The organism is Murinocardiopsis flavida, from assembly GCF_003014485.1.
Lineage (GTDB): Bacteria > Actinomycetota > Actinomycetes > Streptosporangiales > Streptosporangiaceae > Murinocardiopsis > Murinocardiopsis flavida.
Map to the genome: position 1 here is coordinate 75,525 of NZ_PYGA01000010.1, position 15,614 is coordinate 91,138.

The window sequence follows — 15,614 nt, forward strand, 5'->3', positions numbered from 1 at the left end:
ACACCGGGACATCTCCGCACACGGATCACAGCCACGCGAAACCTCAACCGACTAGGGAAAGTTCACTGCTCGCCACAGGCCCCGCACGAGTGCCCGGACCTGGCCCGGGGCAGCAGCGGAAGCCTTCAACGACATACTGTAGTACTCGCCCGGCGGGCGCCCCCACCAGGGTCGCGACGGCGCCCTGCCGACCGGTGCCCGCCGGCGCGGGTGCGCCCGCCGCGGGACGCACTCCCCCGCATTGAGCGGCCGGAACAGGCCGCGCGAATGAGATGTGTCGAACATCGGCGCCGAGCCCCGCGGACGATAGGCTCGGTGGCGGTCGCCTCTGCTCCGTTCGGCCGCAGCCACCGGGATTCCCGCCGAGGACCGTGGGCGGCGTCGGGCACCGCCGCCACGATACCGCGCGGCGGCGGTTCCGCGGAGCGGCCCGGGGTAGTGGGACCGCGGTGCTCCCCCGCGTCCGCGGGGGCGGGCCCACCCGGTGCCTCGACCACGCAACAGTCCACATCGGCCAACGTCGGGCGTGTCCGCAGGGCACGCCGGTGCGCTGGTCCCCCCGAAAGGAGCCCTGAGCCCGCGTGAACACCGACACCTCGAAGACCCTTGAGTGGTCCGACCTGGATCGGCGCGCCGTCGACGTGGTCCGCGCCCTTGCCATGGACGCGGTGGAGGAGGCGGGCTCCGGTCACCCCGGAACCGCGATGAGCCTGGCTCCGGCCGCGTACCTGCTGTTCCAGAAGATCATGCGGCACGACCCCAGCGAACCGTCGTGGGAGGGCCGCGACCGCTTCGTGCTCTCGGCCGGGCACTCCAGCCTGACCCTGTACATCCAGCTGTACCTGGCCGGGTACGGCCTGAGCCTGGACGACCTCAAGCGGCTGCGCCAGTGGGACAGCCTCACACCCGGCCACCCCGAGCACGGGCACACCCCCGGTGTCGAGACGACCACGGGCCCGCTGGGCCAGGGCGTCGGCAACGCCGTCGGCATGGCCATGGCCGCACGCCGCGAGCGCGGGCTGTTCGACCCCGGCACGGCGCCCGGCGAGAGCCCCTTCGACCACTTCGTCTACGCCATCTGCTCCGACGGCGACGTCCAGGAGGGCGTCAGCCACGAGGCGAGCGCGCTGGCGGGCACCCAGAAGCTCGGCAACCTGGTGCTGATCTACGACCAGAACCACATCTCCATCGAGGACGACACCCAGATCGCGTTCTCCGAGGACGTCGGCGCCCGCTACGAGGCGTACGGCTGGCACGTCCAGTCGATCGACTGGACCTCCAGCGGCTCCTACCGCGAGGACGTCGAGGCGCTGCACGCGGCGATCCTCGCCGCGCAGGCCGAGACCGAGCGCCCCTCGTTCATCACGCTGCGCACGATCATCGGCTGGCCGGCGCCCAACAAGCAGAACACCGGCGCGGCCCACGGCTCCGCTCTGGGCGCCGAGGAGGTCGCCGCCACCAAGCAGGTCCTCGGGCTCTCCCCCGACACCTCCTTCGACGTGCCCGACGACGTCATCGAGCACACCCGCGGCGCGGTGGCCCGCGGCCGCGAGGCGCGCGGCGAGTGGGATGGCTTCATCGCGGCGTGGCGCCGCGGCGCCGAGGACCGCGCCGACCTGTACGACCGGCTCGCCTCCGGCGCGCTGCCCGAGGGGTGGGAGCGGGCCCTTCCGGAGTTCGACGCCGACGACAAGGGCATGGCCACCCGCAAGGCCAGCGGCGAGATCCTGAGCGCGCTCGCGCCGGTGCTGCCGGAACTGTGGGGCGGCTCGGCCGACCTCGCCGGCTCCAACAACACCACGCCCAAGGGCGAGCCGTCGTTCATCCCGGAGGAGTACTCCACCAAGGCGTTCTCCGGCAACCGCTTCGGCCGGGTGCTGCACTTCGGTATCCGCGAGCACGGCATGGGCGCGATCCTGAACGGCATCGCGCTGCACGGGCCCACCCGCCCCTACGGCGGCACGTTCCTCGTCTTCAGCGACTACATGCGGCCCGCGGTGCGGCTGGCGGCGCTCATGGGGCTGCCCGTCACCTACGTGTGGACGCACGACTCCATCGGGCTGGGCGAGGACGGCCCCACCCACCAGCCGGTCGAGCAGTTGTGGGCGCTGCGCGCCATCCACGGGCTCGACGTCGTGCGCCCCGCCGACGCCAACGAGACCGTCGTGGCGTGGCGGACCGTCCTCGGCAAGTCCGACGGCCCGGCCGGGCTCGCGCTGACCCGGCAGAACGTCCCGACCTTCGACCGCTCCCGGTTCGCCTCCGCCGAGGGCACCGCCAAGGGCGGGTACGTGCTCGCCGAGGCGTCCGGCGGCACACCCGAGGCGATCGTCATCGCGACCGGCAGCGAGGTCGCCATCGCCGTCGACGCCCGCGAGCGCCTGGAGGCCGAGGGCACCCCCACCCGCGTCGTGTCCATGCCGTGCGTGGAGTGGTTCGAGCAGCAGGACGAGTCCTACCGGCACCAGGTGCTGCCGCCGCTGGTGCGCGCCCGCGTGTCGGTGGAGGCGGGGGTCGCCCTGGGGTGGCGCGGCTACGTCGGCGACCACGGCGAGTCCGTCAGCCTGGAGCACTTCGGCGCCTCGGCGCCCTACCAGACCCTGTACGAGCAGTTCGGCCTGACCGCCGACCGCGTCGTCGCCGCAGTGCACGCGAGTATCGCGAAGACCGGCAAAGAGTACGGAACCACAACAGGGAACTGACGTCCGGCGCCGAGGGCCCCACCCCCGAGGGGCCCTCGCGCCGTTGCCCGTCGCAAACCCGTCGAGAGAGGCGAGAGGCACATGGCTACTCCACTTCAGGCGCTCACCGGCTCCGGTGTCGCCGTCTGGTTGGACGACATCAGCCGCGAGCGGCTGCGCACCGGCAACCTCGCGCAGCTGATGCGCGAGCGCGGCGTCGTCGGGGTGACGTCGAACCCCACCATCTTCGAGAAGGCCCTCAAGGAGGGCGACGCCTACGACGACCAGCTCCACGACCTCGCCATCCGCGGGGTGTCGGTGGAGGAGGCCGTGCGCGCCGTCACCGCCTACGACATCCGCTGGGCCGCCGACGTGCTGCGTCCCGTCTACGAGGCGAGCAACGGCGTCGACGGCCGGGTGTCCCTGGAGGTCGACCCGCGGTTGGCGCGCGAGACCGAGCGCACCGTCGCCGAGGCGCGCGCCCTGTGGTGGCTGGTCGACCGCCCGAACCTGTTCATCAAGATCCCGGCGACCGAGCAGGGCCTGCCGGCGATCACCGCGGCGCTCGCCGAGGGCATCAGCGTCAACGTCACGCTGATCTTCTCGCTGGAGCGCTACCGCGGTGTGATGGACGCGTTCATGAGCGGGCTGGAGCAGGCGCGCGCCAACGGGCACGACCTCCACGACATCCAGTCCGTGGCGTCGTTCTTCGTCAGCCGGGTCGACACCGAGGCCGACAAGCGCCTCGACGCCATCGGCACCGCCGAGGCGAAGGCGCTGAAGGGCCGCGCGGCCATCGCCAACGCCCGGTTGGCGTACGAGGCGTACGAGGAGCGGTTCGCCACCGAGCGCTGGCGGGCGCTGGCGGCGTCCGGCGCGGCGCCGCAGCGCCCGCTGTGGGCGTCCACCGGTGTCAAGGACCCCGACCTGGACGACACCCTCTACGTCACCGAACTGGTGGCGCCGGGCACCGTGAACACCATGCCCGAGGCCACGCTCGAAGCGGTCGCCGACCACGCCGCGATCACCGGCGACACGGTCACGGGCGGCTACGCCGGGGCGCGCGCCGACATCGACGCGCTCGCCGCGGCCGGTGTCGACTACGACGACGTCGTCCGGGTACTTGAGGACGAAGGCGTCGAGAAGTTCGAGAAGTCCTGGGAGGGCCTGCTGGCCGGCCTTTCCGAGCAGTTGTCCGCTCAGGCGTAGCACCGGCCGCCCCGCGCGGCCCACCGGTGGGCCGCGCGGGGCGGCCGTGCCGCTCCTGGGCGGCTTCGGGCGGCAACCGGCGGCCGACCCAGGCCGGCGCGGGGATCAACGAGGAGGTTCGTTCGCTGTGAGCAGTGGTCAGGTAGAGGGCGGCAACGTCACGGTCGTGCTCGGCGAGGCCGTGGCCGAGGCCGCCGACGTCGCCATCGCGTCGCTGGTGGCCGAGGGCGTCCCAGCGCGGCTCGCCGCCAAGGACGCGTCGCTGTGGGGGCCCGATGCCGCAGAGGAGGCCGCGGTCCGGCTCGGCTGGGTCGATCTCGCCCGCTCCTCGCGCGCGCTGCTCCCCGAGCTCGGCCGCCAGGTCGACGCGAAGCGCGCCGCGGGGCTCGACCGGGTCGTCCTCGCGGGCATGGGCGGGTCGTCCCTCGCCCCCGAGGTCATCGCCGCGACCGCGGGCAAACCGCTGGTCACACTCGACACCACCGACCCGGCGCAGGTGCGCCGCGCGCTCGGCACCGACCTCGACCGCACCGTGCTGGTGGTGTCGTCCAAGAGCGGCGGGACCGTCGAGACCGACAGCCAGCGCCGCGCGTTCGAGGCGGCGCTGGAGGAGGCGGGGCTCGACCCCGCCGCGCACATCGTCGTGGTCACCGACCCCGGTTCGCCCCTGGCGGCGACCGCCGCCGAGAAGGGGTACCCGACCTTCCTCGCCGACCCCGAGGTGGGCGGCCGCTACAGCGCGCTGACCGCGTTCGGGCTGGTCCCGTCCGCGTTGGCGGGGGTCGACGTCGAGGCGCTGCTCGACCAGGCCGAGGCGCTGTCGGCGACCCTTGCGTCGGAGCCGACCGGGAACCCCGCGCTCGCGCTGGGCGCGGCCCTGGGCGGGTTCACCGGGCACGACAAGGTCGTCCTCGCCGGTTCGGCGCCCGCGGGGTTGGGCGACTGGATCGAGCAGCTCGTCGCCGAGTCCACCGGCAAGAACGGCACCGGCCTGCTGCCGGTCGTCGTCGAGGACGCCGCGGCGCCGGGCTTCGCCCCCGAGGCCGACACCCACCTGGTCGCGTTCGGCGAGACCGGGCCGCCCGACGCGCCGCTCGCCGACACCACCGTCTGGGGTCCGCTCGGCGGGCAGTTCCTGGCCTGGGAGTTCGCCACGGCGATCGCGGGACGGCTGCTCGGCATCGACCCGTTCGACCAGCCCAACGTCCAGGAGTCCAAGGACAACACCAAGGCGCTGCTGGAGAAGTCCGGCGACGGCCCCCTGCCGGTCGACACCCCCCTGCTGGTCGACGGGCCGGTGGAGGTGCACGCCGGTGCCGCGGCCGACTCCGCTGCGGGCCTCGCCGGGGCGGCCGACCTCGACGCCGTCCTGCGCACCCTGCTGCGCGCGGTCCCCGAGGACGGCTACCTGGCGCTGCTGTGCTACCTCGACCGCGGCGAGGACACCGTCGCCGCCGGGCTGCGCCCGGCGCTCGCCGCGCTCACCCCGCGCCCGGTGACCTTCGGGTGGGGGCCGCGGTTCCTGCACTCCACCGGCCAGTACCACAAGGGCGGCCCGGCCAACGGCGTCTTCCTCCAGGTCACCGGCGACAACCCGGCCGACCTCGCCATCCCCGGGCGGCCCTACACCTTCGCCCGGTTGCAGCTCGCCCAGGCGCTGGGCGACTTCGGCGCGCTGGCCGAGCGCGACCGCCCCGTCGTCCGGCTGCACCTGCGCGACCGCGCGGCCGGCCTCGAACGCGTCGCCCAGGCGCTGGGCCGGGTCAGCCCGTGACCCGGCCCTGCGGCCGGGCACCCCGCGCCGCGGCCCCGACACCGTCCACCACTCAACGGGAAGCAGCGTTGTGAAAGAACCGGTGATGCAGGGAGCGGTGCCCAACCCCCTGCGCAACGTCCTCGACAAGCGGCTGCCGCGCATCGCGGGGCCGAGCGTGCTCGTCCTGTTCGGGGTCACCGGCGACCTCGCACGCAAGAAGCTGCTGCCGGCGATCTACGACCTCGCCAACCGGGGGCTGCTGCCGCCGGGCTTCGGCCTGGTCGGCTTCGCGCGCCGCGACTGGGCCGACCAGGACTTCGCGGCGCAGGCCCACGAGGCGGTGCGCAAGTACGCGCGGACCCCCTTCCGCGAGGACGTGTGGCGCCAGCTCAGCGAGGGCGTCCGGTTCGTGCAGGGCGAGCTCGACGACGATGACGCGTTCGACCGGCTCGCCGACACCGTGAACCGGCTCGACCAGGAGCGGGGCACCGGCGGCAACTACGCGTTCTACCTGTCGCTGCCGCCGAAGCTGTTCCCCAGCGTCGTCAAGCAGCTCAAGCGGTCCGGCTTGGCGCAGTCGGACGACGACGCCTGGCGGCGGGTCATCATCGAGAAGCCGTTCGGGCACGACCTCGCCAGCGCCAAGGACCTGCACGCCGTCGTCGACGACGTCTTCCCGCCGCAGTCGGTGTTCCGCATCGACCACTACCTCGGCAAGGAGACCGTCCAGAACATCATGGCGCTGCGGTTCGCCAACACCCTGTTCGAGCCCATGTGGAGCCGGTCGTTCATCGACCACGTACAGATCACCATGGCCGAGGACATCGGGGTCGGCGGCCGCGCCGGGTACTACGACGGCATCGGCGCCGCGCGCGACGTCATCCAGAACCACCTGCTGCAACTCCTCGCCCTGGTGGCCATGGAGGAGCCGGTGTCGTTCACCGCCGACGCGATCCGCGCCGAGAAGGAGAAGGTGCTCTCGGCCGTCACCCTGCCCGACGACCTCGCCAAGGGAACGGCGCGCGGCCAGTACGCCGCCGGGTGGCAGGGCGGCGAGCAGGTCGTGGGCTACCTCGAAGAGGACGGGATCCCGGGCGACTCCGGCACCGAGACGTTCGCGGCGCTGCGGCTCGACGTCAACACCCGGCGCTGGGCCAACGTCCCGTTCTACCTGCGCACGGGCAAGCGGCTGGGACGGCGGGTGACCGAGGTCGCCCTCGTGTTCCAGGCCGCGGCGCACCAGATGTTCAGCCACAACGAGATCGAGGAGCAGGGCCGCAACGCGCTGGTGCTGCGCATCCAGCCCGACGAAGGCGTCACCCTGCGCTTCGGCTCCAAGGTCCCCGGCGCCTCGATGGAGGTGCGCGACGTCAGCATGGACTTCACCTACGGGATGAGCTTCACCGAGGCGAGCCCTGAGGCGTACGAGCGGCTCATCCTGGACGTCCTCATCGGCGACCCGCCGCTGTTCCCCCGCCAGGAGGAGGTCGAGCTGTCCTGGCGGATCCTCGACCCGGTGGAGGAGTTCTGGGCCACGCAGGGCAAGCCCGAGCAGTACGAGTCGGGCAACTGGGGCCCGGAGTCGGCCCACGACCTCCTCGCGCGCGACGGCCGCCAGTGGCGCCGCCCGTAGGCGGCGCACGGCGGTAGCCCGCCGTCAGATCCGGCCGTGTGGGGCGCCCGCTGTACGGGCGCCCCACACGTGCGACCGGCCGGGTCAGCCGACCGGCGGCGCACCCGTGCGGCCCGTGACCCGCACCGTGTTGGTGTGGAAGTCGCCGGCGTAATGGCCGGCCTCGAAGCCCGCCGCCGCCAGCAGCCCGCGCAGGGTCTCGGCCATGGTGGCCATGGCCGTGTGCCAGTAGTCGGCGCGCGCCTCCGCGATCTCCGGGGGGCATTCGCCGTAGACCGCCTGGCGGCGCAGGATCTCGTGGGTCCGCCAGGTGACGTAAACCCCGCCCTGTTCGTCGGCGAGCGGGTCGACCGTGACCTCCACCCCCGACTGATAGGTGGGGCTGATCTCGCTGACGACCGGCAGGCCGGCCGCTGCGAGGTCCTCGACGACCTGCATGGCGAGCCGGTTGCGTTCGTCCATGACCTCGCGGTCGGCGTGCTCGGGCACGGGGCTCCTCAAGGGGCGTGCGGCTGGGACGGGGCGGCCCGGGCGGGCCCGTTGCGGCAACCGGTGCCGCTAGCGTCCCCGCCGTGCGCCGCGGATCATATCGGCGAGCCGCTCGTTGCTCTGGGTGCGCTTGCGGTCGAAATCAGGGTCGTTGGCCCGCGGCCATTCTACGGCGAACTTGACCTTCGCATCGGGGTGCAGGTTCTCCTCGAGGAGTTTCTGGCATCGGGAACACGGCTGCCGGTCGGAGTAGAGCTCTTCGATGTCCTCGGCGACGAAGTCGTTCTTGTTCTCCTTGAGCAGCCGGTCGAGGACGTCGTCCTCGGAATGCCATGATTCGTCCTTGGTCCCGGCGGAATACCCGCACACGTAATCGGACCGGCCCTTGACCTTCACGGCGACCACATTGCGCCACGCGGGGATCGCATTGTCGCGGCGGCACTTGTCGGCGGCCTTGCTCAATTCATCGACCCCGTATTCGACCAGCCCTTCGCACTTGTAGTTGTGCGTGAGGACGTCGGAGTCGCCGACCTGCACGTAGTAGGTCGCCAACCCCGCGACGGTCAGATTGTGCACGCGCTGGTCCGGCGCGGTGCGCGGGCGCGCACCGCGAAGCTCCGGCCATCGGCCGTCGGCCGAGCGCAGCGGGGTGCCGACCGCCAATTCGCCCGCTGTGACCCACTCGGCGGTGCCCGGCGCCCAGAACGGGTGCTCGGCGGTCGCGGTGACCCGGCCCCCGCTGCCGCCCGGTGTCGTGAACCCCAGGTCCACAAGCTCCTTGGGGCCGGTGTCGGACAGCGTGTCGACAACGGTGCGGGGGCCTTCGGTACCGGTGCGCGGGTCGAAGGCGTGGACGGCGTCGCCGACATCGATGGACTCGATCGGCGCGTAGGCGCCGTCGGCCATGCGCACGCGGGTGCCCGGCACGAAGCTGTTCCCGGACGCGAGGCACGGCGCCCGGCGCTTGGTGTCGCGCTTCTTCTTGAGGTCGTCGAGCTTCTTCTTCTGGTCGTCGAGGCGCTTCTTGGCCTGCTCGTACGCCTTGCTGCCCTTGCGCCACTTGTCGAAGAGCTTGTACGCCTTGGGGATCTTGGAGACGACCTTCAGCGCCTTGCCCCACGGGATGGCGGTGAGCGCGGTCTCCAGGCAGGCCAGGATGTCGCCCTTGGTGAAGCAGTCCTTGGCCTTGTCCCAGCCGATCAGCTCTTTCAGCAGCTCGATCAGGAGCTTGTCGGTCTGGTCGGCGTCGCCCTTCTTCTGGTCGTGCTCCTTGGCCAGCCGGTCGTACTCCCGCTGCGCTTCGTCGATCTCGCGGTCGAGCGCGGGGTCGCCCGATGTGCCGGGGTCGCCCGAGGTGGCGGGGCCGTCGGTGGGCCCACCGGTGGGGTCGGCCGCGGCAGCGGTGGGGTCGCCCCCTGCCCCGGGGCCGTCACCGGGCCCGCCGGGGCCGCCCTTCTTGGGATCGCAGTGGTCTGCGTCGTACAGCTCGCACACCGCCGAGGTGACCGCGGGCGTGACCGAAGCCGGTAGGCCGGAAGCGATGAGGGCCGCGAGCACCACCGCGGCGAGAATGACCAGGGCGCCGTATTCGATCTTTCCGGCACCCGATTCGGCACGCCAGACCCAGTGCATTGGATCTCGCCTTCGAGAGGGAGGAGAGCACTCCGGTGCACCATACCGAGACAATGGTCACAATACACTTCCCCGACCCCTGGCCGACTCCGGCCAGAAAGCGCACCCCAGCCCCACCACACCGCGATTATCCGGCCGGAATCCGCGAAATCGGGAACCCGTTCAAGATCGCGAATTCAACGGAATCCGCATTCGCCCACGCACTTCCCCATAATGATCTTCCCGATGATCTTCACTCCGCCCTCGGCGACCCGAACGGCCCTTTCAGCCGAAGACGCCTAAACGGTCGCGGTGGTGTGCCCACCGTTCGGCCACCTCCGCGGGGCGCAGGAGTTCCCGCTGCCCCCGGACGACGATGCCGTACTTCGCCGCCATGGCGGCGATGAAGCGCACCGCGAACTCCTCGGATCCCGGGGTGCGCGAGACCTGAAGGCTGACCAGGAACCCGGGCGGCTCCCCGAGGGCCTCGGTGAGTTCGGCGCCGTGGTCCTCCAGGTGACCGGGGGTCGGGAAGTCCGGGTCATAGAAGAACCAGACGGTCTTGTCGCCGTCCTGCCACTGCCCCGACGTCCATTCATCGGGGTTGCGCTCGGCACCGGCGGCCCCCAGAACGCCCAGGAACCCCGATTCGCCGATGGACCCGCCGCCGATGACGTCGATCGTGTACGACAACCCTGCTCCCCTGGCGCGCCTCCGAGCACGGTCGGCACCGACCGTCAGCGGGACTCGCGTGCGAGCCGCCTGATCCGCTTGGTCCTGCCGCCGGTGGTGAGGTGGCCGAGGACCCGCGGATCAGCGGACTCTTCCACGATCTTCAGTTGCAGCCAGTCCGACCAGTTCGGCGAGTCCTCTTCGACACGCTCGCCCGGATAGTCTCCGGAGAGCACGTCCTCCAGCACGCCCCACTCCTCGGCGCGCCTGCGGGCGAAGTCCGCGAACTCCGGGGGGAGCGCGCCGACCCAGGCGTCCCGCTCACTCCGGTCGACCCGACCCAGGACGCCGACCACGACCGAGGACGCCAGCGCAGGGTCGTCCTCACCCGCAACGCACTCGTGGAGCAGGCCGAACGCCTCGGGCCGTTCGATCGCCTGCCGGTAGACCTGCCACCGACCGTGGTCGGACCCGAGGTCCGACCCCTCGACCCCGACAAGCCGCTGAAGCCGCACCACCGCTGCGCGGTCCGTCAACTGGTCCCCCTCGCACACGCCGACCCCGACAACGGCATCAGCAGTCCTTCTTCTTCTTGGCGTCCTCATTCTCCTTGTTCCGCTTCATGTCCTCGCGGATCGCCTTGCGGATCTTGCCGATGTTCTCGTCCACGACCTTCCGCTGCTTGGGGGACAGCTCCGGATCGCCCTTCAGCGGCTTTCCGTTCTGACCGATCCGCACCTCTTTTCCGCCGCCCTTGACGTGGGCGTGCGGTGGTGCGTGGTCATTGGAGTAGATGACGATCTTGACCTTGTTGACCTCGACGACCGTTCCGGTGGTACCGCCCTTGCCCGTGTTGTGCACGAGCAATGGGGACCCGCCGGCGGCCACGAAGTAGGTGTGGAGGTCGTCGACGGTGAGGTTGTGGACGGTCTCCCGTTCGCTTTCGCGCTCGTCGACGCCGGTGACCCGCGCCCACTCACCCGAACTCGTTCGGAGCCGGGTTCCGGGGTCCAGGTCGGCGGCATCGACCCACTGGGCCTCCTCGGGAACCCAGAACGGGTGCCCGGCGGTGGCGGTGACACTCGAATCCCCGCCATCACCGTCGGCCACGGTGATGGTGACGAGGGACTTCGTACCGGTCCCCTCCACCAGGTCGGTGACGGAGCGCGGCCCCTCCTCACCCGTTCGGGGGTCGAAGGCGAGAACCTGGTCGCCCATCTCGACGTCCTTGATGGGCACGGTCGACCCGTCGGCGAGCACAACGGGGGTACCGGGAAGGAAGCTATTCGGCGCCCGATGGGTGTCGGGCTTCGTGACCGGGCAGCTCTCCTTCTTCTTTCTCTTCTCCTTGAGGTCGTCGAGCTTCTTCTTCTGTTTGTCGAGCCGGCCCTTGATCTTGTCGTAGGCCTTGCTGCCCTTGCGCCACTTGTCGAAGAGCTTGTACGCCTTGGGGATCTTGGAGACGAACTTCAGCGCCTTGCCCCACGGAAGGGCAGTGATCGCCGTTTTCAGGCACGCGAGGATGTCGCCCTCGGTGAAGCACTTCTTGGCGTCCTCCCAGCCGATCAACTCCTTGAGGAGATCCATCAACTCCTTGTCGATGTCGCCGGCTTCGCCCTTCTTCTCGTCGTGCTCCTTGAGAAGGTCGTCGTACTCCTTCTGCGCGTCCTCGATCTCCTTGTCGAGCTTGGGGTCGCCGCTGGGACCGCCATCGCCGTCGCCGCTGTCGGCGGCGGCGGTGGCGTCAGGGCCCGCCGTCGGGTCGCCCGAGGAGTCGGGGTCGCCGGGTCCGCCCGGGCCGCCGTTCTCCGGCTTGCAGTGCTCCGCGGTGTACAGCTCGCAGACGGCGGCGGTGACCGCCGGAGTCACTCCGCTCGGCAGGCCCGCGCTGAGCAGTGCCGCGACGATGACACCGGCCAGCACGACCAGGGCGCCGTACTCGATCGCTCCGGCACCGGACTCGGCACGCCACACCCACCGCATAAGGGTCAACTCTCAGAAAGCGGGACAAATGACAACCGGACGAACGATACTCATCATCCGATGTCGGACAACCCGCCTCCGTGGCCGGTTCTGGCCGGGGTGGGGACGAGCGCGGTGCGCTCAGTCGCCGGAGATCCAGAGGTAGCCGCGGTCGAGGACCGCCTTGTCGATGAGGATCTCCAGGACTTCGACGCTGGTGCGCAGGTCGGGGTGTGCGTCCCTGATCCGCGCCAGTTCCCGCTTGATGCGGTTCATCTGGGGGACGTTGAACATGGTGTCGCCGTGCTGGTAGACGGAGTCGAGCAGGCTCCCCTCCTCGGCGTTGTCCAGGACCGGCGCCAGGTGCCTGCTGTGCACCGGCCCCACATACTCCCGATCGTGGACCTGGTTCTCGATATAGACCGCGTATCCGATGGTCGCCCCCTGGCCCGGCTCTAAAGTGGATGCATGGTGATGACCGCGCCGTACTTGTCCTGTACAACGCGGTAGCGGGTCGTGGATGCGCCGCCGCTTTCCTGGGACTTCCGCCCGATGATACGTCCGGCGTCGACGTCGCGTTCGTAGTTCCCGTCCTTGTTCGGCCCCTTGGCCTCGACCTTGTTCGCCTTCTCCACAAGGTCGTCGAGATCCTGGTCCTTGCCGAACACGCTCTTGTCCGGCGTGACGTTCTTCCCACCCTCGACGTGCTTGTCCTTGACGTATTTCTCACCGACGTCGTCGAACTGGGCGGGCTGGCAGTCGTCGTTGTGGACGAGAACCGCGGAATCAGCGGGGGAGACGAAATAGGTGTCGATACCGGCGACATCCAGGTTGTGGACACGCTGGTCGGCGACCTCGCGGACGTCGGTGCCGGTGACCCGCGCCCAGGCGCCGCTCGAGGTGCGCAGCGTCGTGCCCGGGTCCAGGTCGGCGGCGTCGACCCATTGGGCGCTCCCGGGAACCCAGAACGGGTGCTCGGCGGTTGCAGTGACACTGCCGGTGGCGCCCTCTGCGTCGGTCACGGTGAGGGTGACGAGGGTCTTCTTGCCCGTTCCCTTGATCAGTCCGGCGACCGGGCGCGGCCCCTCCTCGCCGGTGCGCGGGTCGAACGCGTACACCCGGTCGCCGACCTCGATGTCGGCAATGGGCAGCGTCGAACCGTCGGCGAGCAGGACGGGGGTGCCGGGCAGGAAGCTGTTGGGCGTGTTGCGGTTGTCGGCATTGGGGAGCGGGCAGCTCGTCTTGTCCTTCTCTTTCTCCTTTTTCTTCTTCTTGAGGTCGTCGAGCTTCTTCTTCTGCTTGTCGAGCTGGCCCTTGATCTTGTCGTAGGCCTTACTGCCCTTGCGCCACTTGTCGAAGAGCTTGTACGCCTTCGGGATCTTGGAGACGAACTTCAGCGCCTTGCCCCACGGGATGGCGGTGAGCGCGGTCTCCAGGCACGCGAGGATGTCGCCCTCGGTGAAGCACTTCTTGGCGTCGTTCCAGCCGATCAACTCCTTGAGGAGATCCATCAACTCCTTGTCGATGTTGCCGGCTTCGCGCTCCTGCTTGTCGTGCTCCTTCTTGAGCTCGTCGTACTCCTTCTGCGCGTCCTCGATCTCCTTGTCGAGCGCGGGGTCGGCGCCGGCCTCCTCGGGCTCCCCGCCGGGGTCGCCGTTGCCGCCGTCGGGATCGCCCGTACCGCCGTCGGGATCGCCGTTGCCGCCGTCGGGATCGCCGTTACCGCCGTCGGGGTCGCCGTTGCCGCCGTCGGGATCGGTGGAATCGCCCGGGCCGCCGTTCTCCGGCTTGCAGTGCTCGGCTGTGTACAGCTCGCAGACGGCCGCGCTGACCGCGGGGGTCACCGCGGTCGGCAGCCCGGCGCCGATGAGCGCCGCGACGATGACACCGGCCAGGACAACGAGGGCGCCGTACTCGATGGCACCGGCCCCGGACTCGCCCCGCCACACCCAACGCATGATGGATCAACTTTCAGATACAGGGGGATGCTCACGACGGCCGGGGAAACGATACCCACAACGGCCTCACCAAAGGCGGTTCCGTCCGCTACCGGCCACCTGCCCCACCAGCCACGTCTGCGATACCGCACGGTCACCGGGCGCGGTCGACGGGCGCGCTACACCGCTATCGCGTTGAGCGCCGGCGCCGTCGTCGCGCGCGGGCTTCCCGCGCCGGTGTAGGCGTCCCATGCGCTCCGCAGCCGCCGCACCGCTGTGTCGAGGGTGGCCGGAGGGGCGATGAACGGCAGCCGCATCCACTCCGCTGCGCCGCCGTCGGGGACCATCGCGCCGCCCGGGAGCAGGGCGACCCCGTGACGCAGGGCGACCTGCGCCAACGACGCTGCGTCGCCGTGCGGCAGCCGTACCCAGATCGACTGCCCGCCCGCCGCCCGCCAGTAGCACCAGTCGGGCAGCAGCCGGTCGAGCCCGGCCGTCAGGTGGTCGTGGTGCGCGCGGAGTTCGGCGCGGCGCCTGCCGATCAGCGCGTCGGGGTCCGCGAGCAGGTCGGCCGCCGCGAGCTGGCCGAGGACGTCGCCGCCCAGGTCGTCGAGGGCCTTCACGCGCGCCAACCGGTCGATGTCGGCCGTGTGCCCCCTGACCCAGCCGACCCGCAGCCCGCCCCAGGCCAGCTTGCTCAGCGAGCCGACGGTGAGCACGCGGCCGCCGCCGGGGAAGGACGCCAGCGGCGCGGGGGCGTCGCCGTGGAAGCCGAGGTCGACCGTTGTCTCGTCCTCGACGACGAGCAGCCCCGACTCCCCCGCGGCAGCAGCGATCCGGCGCCGGTGCAGCGGGCTGATCAGGGTTCCGGTCGGGTTGTGGAACGACGGGATGAGGTAGGTGAGGGCGGGCCGCAGCTCCGCCATCGCGGGCAGCAGCGCCGCCGCGTCCAGCCCCTCGGGACCCACCGGGGCGGTCCGCACGCTCGCCGCGGCCTCCCCGAACAGCGCGAGCGCGCCCGGGTAGCTGGGGCGCTCGGCGAGCACCGTGTCGCCCGCTGCGACGTTGCAGCGCACCGCGAGGGCGAGCGCCTGCTGCGCCCCGTTGGTGATGAGCACCTGGTCGGCCGTTGTGGGCAGGCCGCGCCGGGTGAACCGCGCCGCGACCGCCGCGCGCAGTTCGGGGTGCCCGGCCGGGTGATATCCGATGTCGTCGGAGAGGGTCGCCAACCGCGCCACCGCGCGGCCGTAGGACGCCCGCAGCTCCGGCGGCGGCGAGTCGGGCGCGGCGCAGGTGAGCGCCAGTGTGCCGGGAGCGGGGTCGAAGAGGGCGAGGAACCGGGAGCTGTGCGCGGCGCGCCCGGGCGAGGGCAGCGCAGGCGACGGGCCCGGCGCCACCCGGGTGCCGCTGCCCTGCCTGCGGGTCACCCGCCCCTCCTCGCGGAGCCGCTCGTAGGCGCCGACGACCGTGCCCCTGCCGACCGACAGCCGCGCCGCGAGCGTGCGCTCGGCGGGCAAGGGGCAACCGGGCGGGATGGCGCCCTCCTCGACGAGGGCGCGCAGGCGGCCGGCGAGCAGCAGGTAGAGCGGGCCACGGCCGACCGCCCAGCGTCCCAGCAGCGAAACGAGGTCATCGGCGGGGATTGGATCCGTCATAAAGCCAAT

General features: G+C 71.2%; 12 protein-coding genes. 4 read left to right on the plus strand and 8 right to left on the minus strand.

The genetic code is table 11. The features are described 5' to 3' along the window. The first annotated feature begins 659 nt into the window (after nucleotides 1-659). From tkt to zwf, 4 genes are all read left to right on the plus strand, one after another. Nucleotides 660-2,702, plus strand: coding sequence for a transketolase (tkt, locus tag CLV63_RS15115; RefSeq protein ID WP_394339781.1), 2,043 nt, complete (start codon nucleotides 660-662; stop codon nucleotides 2,700-2,702). An 81-nt stretch (nucleotides 2,703-2,783) separates the two neighbouring features. Beyond that, entirely contained in the window at nucleotides 2,784-3,890 is a 1,107-nt protein-coding gene (tal, locus tag CLV63_RS15120; protein WP_106583662.1) for a transaldolase, read from the plus strand. A 127-nt stretch (nucleotides 3,891-4,017) separates the two neighbouring features. Then, entirely contained in the window at nucleotides 4,018-5,664 is a 1,647-nt protein-coding gene (locus CLV63_RS15125) for a glucose-6-phosphate isomerase (protein ID WP_106583663.1), read from the plus strand. Nucleotides 5,665-5,749: 85 nt separating this feature from the next. Continuing rightward, on the plus strand, nucleotides 5,750-7,279 hold the full coding sequence (zwf, locus tag CLV63_RS15130; protein ID WP_106583664.1) for a glucose-6-phosphate dehydrogenase: 1,530 nt from the start codon (nucleotides 5,750-5,752) through the stop codon (nucleotides 7,277-7,279). An 84-nt stretch (nucleotides 7,280-7,363) separates the two neighbouring features. Here the strand turns inward: zwf and CLV63_RS15135 are convergent, their stop codons facing one another. The 8 genes from CLV63_RS15135 to CLV63_RS15170 all read right to left on the minus strand — a co-directional run bounded on the left by CLV63_RS15135 (nucleotide 7,364) and on the right by CLV63_RS15170 (nucleotide 15,605). Next, nucleotides 7,364-7,768 carry a hypothetical protein gene (locus tag CLV63_RS15135; protein ID WP_106583665.1) on the minus strand — a complete coding sequence of 135 codons (405 nt, stop codon included), beginning with the start codon at nucleotides 7,766-7,768 and terminating at the stop codon, nucleotides 7,364-7,366. A 69-nt stretch (nucleotides 7,769-7,837) separates the two neighbouring features. Beyond that, nucleotides 7,838-9,400 carry a polymorphic toxin-type HINT domain-containing protein gene (locus CLV63_RS15140; RefSeq protein WP_106583666.1) on the minus strand — a complete coding sequence of 521 codons (1,563 nt, stop codon included), beginning with the start codon at nucleotides 9,398-9,400 and terminating at the stop codon, nucleotides 7,838-7,840. Nucleotides 9,401-9,664: 264 nt separating this feature from the next. Next, the gene (locus tag CLV63_RS15145) at nucleotides 9,665-10,072 is read right to left on the minus strand and encodes a hypothetical protein (protein ID WP_106583667.1); all 408 of its coding nucleotides are present in this window, start codon (nucleotides 10,070-10,072) and stop codon (nucleotides 9,665-9,667) included. 44 nt (nucleotides 10,073-10,116) lie between these two features. After that, on the minus strand, nucleotides 10,117-10,587 hold the full coding sequence (locus CLV63_RS15150) for a hypothetical protein (protein WP_146165571.1): 471 nt from the start codon (nucleotides 10,585-10,587) through the stop codon (nucleotides 10,117-10,119). 37 nt (nucleotides 10,588-10,624) lie between these two features. Further along, nucleotides 10,625-12,034 (minus strand): polymorphic toxin-type HINT domain-containing protein, encoded by a 1,410-nt coding sequence (locus tag CLV63_RS15155; protein WP_106583669.1) that lies wholly within the window; start codon nucleotides 12,032-12,034, stop codon nucleotides 10,625-10,627. Nucleotides 12,035-12,154: 120 nt separating this feature from the next. Beyond that, entirely contained in the window at nucleotides 12,155-12,391 is a 237-nt protein-coding gene (locus CLV63_RS15160; RefSeq protein WP_146165572.1) for a hypothetical protein, read from the minus strand. Nucleotides 12,392-12,468: 77 nt separating this feature from the next. Continuing rightward, nucleotides 12,469-13,971, minus strand: coding sequence for a polymorphic toxin-type HINT domain-containing protein (locus CLV63_RS15165; protein WP_106583671.1), 1,503 nt, complete (start codon nucleotides 13,969-13,971; stop codon nucleotides 12,469-12,471). A 158-nt stretch (nucleotides 13,972-14,129) separates the two neighbouring features. Next, nucleotides 14,130-15,605, minus strand: a complete 1,476-nt coding sequence (locus CLV63_RS15170; protein ID WP_106583672.1) for an aminotransferase-like domain-containing protein — start codon at nucleotides 15,603-15,605, stop codon at nucleotides 14,130-14,132. Nucleotides 15,606-15,614 lie beyond the last annotated feature (9 nt).